The organism is Capnocytophaga sp. oral taxon 326 str. F0382, from assembly GCF_000318295.1.
Classification (GTDB): Bacteria; Bacteroidota; Bacteroidia; order Flavobacteriales; family Flavobacteriaceae; genus Capnocytophaga; species Capnocytophaga periodontitidis.
This window is the reverse complement of the sequence record NZ_KB291413.1, coordinates 82,510-89,207: the sequence shown is the minus strand read 5'-3', so window position 1 is coordinate 89,207 and position 6,698 is coordinate 82,510. Positions and strand designations below refer to the sequence as shown.

Below are 6,698 nucleotides of genomic sequence, written 5' to 3'. Positions count from 1 at the left end.
GTTTTGCAAACGCCCTCTCAAGAAAAACTTTTAGAACGCTCCCCTTGTACATATTTATAATTCTTTAAACGAATTGATAATCTCCTTCATTTGTTGGTAATGTTTCTCTTTTTTGTTAGCTAACGTCCACGTGAAAATCTGGTAGTACGTTTTCTTTGTTTCGATGATAGCCACCACATAGAACACCCCCATACCATTCACTTCTTCTGTAGTCTCCACTACTATAGCAGGATACTTATTGATAGTGGTTTCGGTAATTTGCTTGGCAGTAGGGCGCATCATATTGGCTTCAGCCCAACCTTTTTTGCAAATCTCAAAGTAATTTTTAAGCTTAAACTTTTTGGCGAAAGCATTTTTGCTGCGAATGTGCAACGAATCTTTCAAAACCTCATAGAGCATATCGTTCACTTCCGATCGGTTTTCATCAATTACCGCTACAAAAAAGTCGGTTTTGCGGTCACCATACTGCAAAGAAGCTTGCTCATAGAGATTGTTTTGGTTAGTAAGAGAGTTAGGTAGTTTTACTTCATACTTGTCTTCTATGTTCACCACTTGAGAAGATTCTGTCGAATTTTCACTAATCCTACAAGCAGTAGCCGATAAAAAGAGCACGATGAAGTATAGTTTATTGAAACGTCTCATCTCTTGCTAATTTAGTTTTTTCCGCTACAAAAGTAGAAATAAATTTTTAAAAATCAATTTTTTTAGCAAAAAAATAACAAAAATGTTTTTTTACCTCAGAAAAAAGACAGAATTTTGTACCCAAAAATAAAACAATGCTACCGCTGAAAGACACATTAAAACACCAAGGATTACGCAACCAATTAGCCAATTTACTCAGAGAAAAAGGCATTAAAGATGAACGCGTATTAGCCGCCATTCGTACTATCCCTCGACATTTGTTTATGGATAGCAGTTTTGAAGACCACGCCTATCAGGATAAAGCCTTCCCTATAGGTGAAGACCAAACCATCTCTCAACCCTACACCGTCGCTTTTCAAACCGAATTGCTACAAGTAGCCCCACACCAAAAAGTCTTGGAAATAGGTACGGGCAGTGGCTACCAATCCAGCATACTCTTGTATTTGAACGTAAACCTCTATACAATCGAGCGCCAACAAAAACTCTTCAAGCAAGCCCAAATGCTGTTACCCAAGCTCATCAGTAAACCCGTGCGTATGTATTTTGGCGATGGCTATAAAGGTTTGCCTAACGATGCACCCTTCGATCGTATTTTAGTAACGGCAGGTGCGCCTTACGTGCCCAATGCACTTCTCTCACAATTAGCCATTGGAGGTCGCTTGGTAATCCCCATAGGCAATGAAACTCAAACAATGACCCTCTACGAACGCATCTCCGAAAAAGAATTCCACAAAACCGATTATGGTACATTCCAGTTCGTGCCAATGTTAAAAGAAAGAAATTAATAATCCCAGACTCTTTTGCATCATATTCCGTGAAATATAGTAGCAGCAACTGTCAATCTGTCCAAATTACAATTGATAATAGAAATTTATCCGTGTCAAAATCCGTGTAATTTGTGCAATCTGTGCCCAACTTTTGTAGTAGAGCTGCCTCTCTGTCTTCAATGCAAAATGAAGAATTCTGAATAAAAATTGACTCCTTTTTGCTGTTAAATAAAAATAATTACGTACTTTTGCCCAAAATTTAATACAATGGAGAAAATAACCGCTGCCATCACAGCTGTCGGAGGCTATGTACCTGAAGATGTTCTAACCAATGCAATGTTAGAAAAAATGGTAGATACTAACGACGAGTGGATTTACACCCGTACAGGCATCAAAGAAAGACGCATACTCAAAGACCCCGATAAAGGCTCTTCCTTTTTAGGTATTGAAGCCGCTAAAAACCTTATTCATAAAACAGGTCTTGACCCCAAAGAAATAGACTTAGTTATTTTGGCTACGGCAACCCCCGATATGCCTGTAGCCCTTACAGGTCCTTATGTAGCATCTCAAATAGGCGCTGTCAATGCCTTCGCATTCGATTTGCAAGCAGCTTGCTCAAGCTTCCTATTTGGCGTTTCAGTAGCTGCTAAATACATAGAGTCAGGTCGTTATAAAAAAGTTCTCTTGGTGGGGGCAGATAAGATGTCGTCTATCATCGATTACACCGATCGCGCTACTTGTATCATCTTCGGCGATGGAGGTGGTGCCGCTCTCTTTGAACCTAATTATGAAGGTTTAGGGATACAGGATGAACTCCTCAAAAGCGATGGGGTAGGGCGTAATTATTTATACATCAAAGCTGGAGGCTCTCTATGCCCCACTACTGCCGAAACAGTGGCTAACAAAGATCACTTTGTATTCCAAGACGGCAAAACTGTATTCAAATATGCTGTTACAGGTATGGCCGATGTCGCCGAAGAACTCATCAAACGCAATGGATTAACACGCGACGATATACAATGGCTCGCTCCTCACCAAGCCAATAAACGCATTATCGATGCTACTGCCGAGCGTATGGGCTTACCTTCCGAAAAAGTAATGCTCAATATCTATAAGTACGGCAATACTACTTCTGCAACTATCATCTTAGCTCTTAACGACTACGAAAACCAACTCAAAAAAGGTGACAATATTGTATTAGCTGCCTTTGGAGGCGGTTTTACTTGGGGAGCTATTTACCTCAAATGGGCTTACGATGGAACCCTCTATCACAAATAAATAACAACTATAGAAAGAATACAATATATAATATATAACGTATGGATTTAAAAGACATTCAAAATTTAATTAAGTTTGTTGCCAAGTCAGGGGCAAGCGAAGTGAAATTGGAAATGGAAGATGTAAAAATCACCATTAAAACAAACCCTGATGAAAGTGGCAAAGAGCAAGTGTTCGTACAACAATTGCCTATAGCTCAACAACTACCTCAGTTGCCTTTGCAACAGTCAATGCCTGTACAACAACTCCCCGCAGCTGAACCTGCCGACAGCAAACCTGCAACCCCCGCCGATGACGATAGTAAATATATCACTATCAAATCGCCGATGATTGGTACTTTCTATCGCCGTCCCGGTCCAGATAAACCGCTATTTGTTGAAGTAGGTTCTACCATCTCTAAAGGTACTGTCATTTGCATAATCGAAGCAATGAAACTCTTCAACGAAATAGAATCAGAAGTTTCTGGTAAGATTGTTAAAATATTGGTTGACGACTCTTCTCCTGTAGAATTCGACCAACCTCTGTACTTAGTGGATCCATCCTAAACCAAACAACTATGTTTAAAAAAATATTAATTGCCAACCGTGGAGAAATTGCCCTGCGCGTGATACGTACGTGTCGCGAAATGGGTATCAAATCGGTAGCCGTATACTCTACTGCCGATGCCGATAGCTTACACGTGCGCTTCGCCGATGAAGCCGTTTGTATAGGTCCTCCACCAAGCAAAGATTCTTACTTAAAAATACCTAATATTATTGCCGCTGCCGAAATTACCAATGCCGATGCCATCCACCCCGGCTATGGCTTCCTTTCGGAAAATGCCAAATTCTCTAAGATTTGTGCAGAACACGGTATTAAATTCATCGGAGCTTCTCCCGAAATGATTGAAAAAATGGGTGATAAGGCTTCTGCCAAAGCTACTATGAAAGCTGCTGGAGTCCCTACGGTACCAGGCTCTGATGGACTTGTAGAATCATTGGAACACGCTAAAAAAATAGCCGCCGAAATCGGTTATCCTGTAATGCTAAAAGCTACAGCCGGTGGAGGTGGTCGCGGTATGCGTGATGTGTGGAAAGAGGAAGACCTCGAGAAAGCTCTCAACAGCGCAATGCAGGAAGCAGGCGCTGCCTTTGGTAACGATGCGATGTATATGGAAAAACTCATCGTCGATCCTCGCCATATCGAGATACAAATCGTTGGCGACCAGTATGGTAAGGCTTGCCACCTTTCTGAACGCGATTGCTCTATCCAGCGCCGCCACCAAAAACTTACTGAAGAAACACCTTCTCCTTTTATGACCGATGATCTTCGTAAGCGTATGGGCGAAGCTGCCGTAAAAGCTGCTGAGTTTATTAAATACGAAGGGGCAGGAACAGTAGAGTTCTTGGTAGATAAAGACCGCAATTTCTACTTTATGGAGATGAATACTCGTATACAAGTAGAACACCCTATCACCGAACAAGTGATTGATTACGACCTTATTCGTGAGCAAATATTAGTAGCGGCTGGTGTGCCTATCTCAGGTAAGAACTATACGCCTAAGTTACACGCTATTGAGTGCCGTATCAACGCCGAAGACCCTTATAACGACTTCCGCCCATCACCAGGTAAAATTACTACTTTGCACGCACCAGGGGGGCACGGAGTACGCCTTGATACTCACGTATATAGCGGCTATGTAATTCCACCTAACTACGATTCTATGATAGCCAAGCTTATCACTACAGCGCAAACCCGTGAGGAAGCGATTGCCAAAATGAAACGCGCCTTAGATGAGTTTGTCGTAGAAGGTGTGAAAACCACTATTCCATTCCACTTACAACTGATGGATGACCCCGATTACTTAGCCGGTAACTACACCACTAAGTTTATGGAGGACTTCAAAATGAAACCCCAAGTGGCAGAATAAGCAACTCAAAAATGAATGTATAATGAAAGGGACTGTCTAACTCACAAGGAAGATAGTCCCTTTTATATCGTTACAATACTATGATATATCTTATTGTATACCTTATCTGTTGGTTATTAGCTGTTGTACTATATGCTTTTTCTTTCGATGAAAGCTTTGTATATACTGCATTATACACCCATTTGGTTTATGGAGTAGGCTTTTTTGGGTTGTTTAACTTTGTAGGCCACTCGATACTCAGTGAGAAAGTAGCTAAAACTATAGGGTGGGTATCTAACGGTTTTCAAAAAGAATTAGGTTTTGTGTCGTTAGGAATAGGTATTTGTGGAATAGTATGCCATTGGTTTCGCGATGGTTTTTGGTTAGCAACTACTATCCCTTTTAGCGTATTTTTGATAGGAGCTGCTTTGTTACACATCGTTGAAATGAAACAAAAACACAATTTCAACAAAGGGAATGTATGGATTATTCTCCCTGATTTTCTAATGCCTCTAACACTTGTAATATTACTTATTTTAAAACCATAACACAATGAACAACAACATTAAAAACGTCGACACTACTTTTGAACTTACCCCTGGGCTTAAAAAACTACAAGGTGCTACTACCTATTTTGAGAAACTCAAAGAAATGACTCTACTGGGGGTAACCTCTGGAATGAAATCCTCAGGAAGTATCATAGTACTATTCTTGCTAAACTTTTTATTCCTTATTATAGCGGGCTGTATAATAGGATTTTCAAGTAAATTTGAATATATACAATTACTTTATTTGGCTATTGTACTACTTTTAGGAGGTCTTTTTGTGTTTTTGGCGGTAAAACGTATGCTTTCTCTCTTGCAATTAGATTATACTTTGTATGTTTTTAACCAATTTGAACCTTTTATTCATAAAATATGCGCAGCTATTGTAGATAAAGCTGAAAAAAGCACTGAAAAAATAGTAACTACCGACCAAGTAAAAGGGGTTTTCAATACATACATTTCTAAAATACCTCCTGTCTTTCAACAAGTATTGTGGCTACTGCTCTCACAAGTGCCCGTAGTGGGATTTGTAGCCGAAATATACAAAACACCTCTGCTCGATACTTACGAGAAACGCAGCGAAAGATTGGTAGCACGTGTAAAACAATACATACAACACAGCATAGAGATGCGTCGTAAAGCTAAATTTTTAGCTTGGGCACTCCCTCTGAATATAGTGTTACAAATTATAGTAATATACTTATTGTCAAGATAAAATATGAAACTCATAGCAATGATACCCGCCCGTTATGGGGCAACACGCTTTCCTGCAAAACTGATGCAAGACCTCTGTGGCAAACCCGTGATTGTGCATACTTACCAGCGTGTGGCTGATACTCACTTGTTTGACCAAGTATATGTAGTAACCGACGATGATCGCATCGAAAAGGCAATTCGCGAAGTAGGAGGCAGTGTGATTCGCAGCCAGAAACAGCACAATAGTGGTAGTGATCGTTTAGCTGAAGCTTCTAAAAATTTGGAAGTAGATATCATCGTGAATGTACAAGGAGATGAACCTTTTACCGATAAAGAAAATCTGCAAAAAGTAATAGATATTTTTGCAAACGACCCTCAAAAAAACATAGCAGTAGCGAGCCTGATGGAACGCATTACCAACCCCGATGATATTGCAAATCCTAATAATGTCAAGGTAGTAGTAAACAAATTTAATGAAGCTCTCTATTTTTCCAGAAGTGTAATTCCTTTTCCGCGTGACCCCAATACAGCTGTGCCTTACTACAAACACATTGGAATTTATGCCTATCGCAAAGATGCTTTGCAACAGTTCACTCAGTTGCCTCCATCTCAGTTAGAAGAGACCGAGAAATTAGAACAACTCCGCTACTTAGAAAATGGCTTTAAAATACGCCTCGCCCTTACTCACATCCCTACCATAGGAATTGATACCCCCGAGGATTTAGAAAAAGCACGCAAATACCTCTCAAAATAGAGAGTAAAAAGTTATTAACAGATTTTTTAACATTTTCTTTAACAATGATTCTCAATAGTTTATAAGATTGTTGATAACTTATTGATAAAAAACTACTATACAAATTGCTTTTTTACTTATCTTTGCTA

8 protein-coding genes are annotated in these 6,698 nt (G+C 39.8%); 7 read left to right on the top strand and 1 reads right to left on the bottom strand.

Annotated elements, in window-relative coordinates; all coding sequences use genetic code 11:
* Positions 1 to 54 precede the first annotated feature (54 nt).
* Complete coding sequence (locus tag HMPREF9073_RS08095) at positions 55 to 642, bottom strand: hypothetical protein (protein WP_009413359.1); 588 nt, start codon at positions 640 to 642, stop codon at positions 55 to 57.
* A gap of 134 nt (positions 643 to 776) precedes the next feature.
* Here HMPREF9073_RS08095 and HMPREF9073_RS08090 point away from each other — a divergent pair, with 134 nt between their 5' ends.
* From HMPREF9073_RS08090 to kdsB, 7 genes are all read left to right on the top strand, one after another.
* Positions 777 to 1,427 carry a protein-L-isoaspartate(D-aspartate) O-methyltransferase gene (locus tag HMPREF9073_RS08090; RefSeq protein WP_009413358.1) on the top strand — a complete coding sequence of 217 codons (651 nt, stop codon included), beginning with the start codon at positions 777 to 779 and terminating at the stop codon, positions 1,425 to 1,427.
* A gap of 249 nt (positions 1,428 to 1,676) precedes the next feature.
* Complete coding sequence (locus HMPREF9073_RS08085) at positions 1,677 to 2,687, top strand: beta-ketoacyl-ACP synthase III (protein WP_009413357.1); 1,011 nt, start codon at positions 1,677 to 1,679, stop codon at positions 2,685 to 2,687.
* Between the two features lie 41 nt (positions 2,688 to 2,728).
* Positions 2,729 to 3,232, top strand: coding sequence for an acetyl-CoA carboxylase biotin carboxyl carrier protein (accB, locus tag HMPREF9073_RS08080; RefSeq protein ID WP_009413356.1), 504 nt, complete (start codon positions 2,729 to 2,731; stop codon positions 3,230 to 3,232).
* Between the two features lie 11 nt (positions 3,233 to 3,243).
* Positions 3,244 to 4,596 (top strand): acetyl-CoA carboxylase biotin carboxylase subunit, encoded by a 1,353-nt coding sequence (gene accC / locus HMPREF9073_RS08075; protein WP_002680793.1) that lies wholly within the window; start codon positions 3,244 to 3,246, stop codon positions 4,594 to 4,596.
* An 80-nt stretch (positions 4,597 to 4,676) separates the two neighbouring features.
* Positions 4,677 to 5,123, top strand: a complete 447-nt coding sequence (locus tag HMPREF9073_RS08070; RefSeq protein ID WP_009413355.1) for a DUF6790 family protein — start codon at positions 4,677 to 4,679, stop codon at positions 5,121 to 5,123.
* Positions 5,124 to 5,127: 4 nt separating this feature from the next.
* Complete coding sequence (locus HMPREF9073_RS08065; RefSeq protein WP_009413354.1) at positions 5,128 to 5,835, top strand: hypothetical protein; 708 nt, start codon at positions 5,128 to 5,130, stop codon at positions 5,833 to 5,835.
* Between the two features lie 3 nt (positions 5,836 to 5,838).
* Positions 5,839 to 6,570, top strand: coding sequence for a 3-deoxy-manno-octulosonate cytidylyltransferase (kdsB, locus tag HMPREF9073_RS08060; protein WP_009413353.1), 732 nt, complete (start codon positions 5,839 to 5,841; stop codon positions 6,568 to 6,570).
* The last annotated feature ends 128 nt before the right edge of the window (positions 6,571 to 6,698 follow it).

Bases quoted from the DNA above. Each gene is read 5' to 3' on its own strand.
- HMPREF9073_RS08095 (WP_009413359.1), bottom strand. From the start codon at position 642: ATGAGACGTTTCAATAAACTATACTTCATCGTGCTCTTTTTATCGGCT.
- HMPREF9073_RS08090 (WP_009413358.1), top strand. From the start codon at position 777: ATGCTACCGCTGAAAGACACATTAAAACACCAAGGATTACGCAACCAA.
- HMPREF9073_RS08085 (WP_009413357.1), top strand. From the start codon at position 1,677: ATGGAGAAAATAACCGCTGCCATCACAGCTGTCGGAGGCTATGTACCT.
- accB (WP_009413356.1), top strand. From the start codon at position 2,729: ATGGATTTAAAAGACATTCAAAATTTAATTAAGTTTGTTGCCAAGTCA.
- accC (WP_002680793.1), top strand. From the start codon at position 3,244: ATGTTTAAAAAAATATTAATTGCCAACCGTGGAGAAATTGCCCTGCGC.
- HMPREF9073_RS08070 (WP_009413355.1), top strand. From the start codon at position 4,677: ATGATATATCTTATTGTATACCTTATCTGTTGGTTATTAGCTGTTGTA.
- HMPREF9073_RS08065 (WP_009413354.1), top strand. From the start codon at position 5,128: ATGAACAACAACATTAAAAACGTCGACACTACTTTTGAACTTACCCCT.
- kdsB (WP_009413353.1), top strand. From the start codon at position 5,839: ATGAAACTCATAGCAATGATACCCGCCCGTTATGGGGCAACACGCTTT.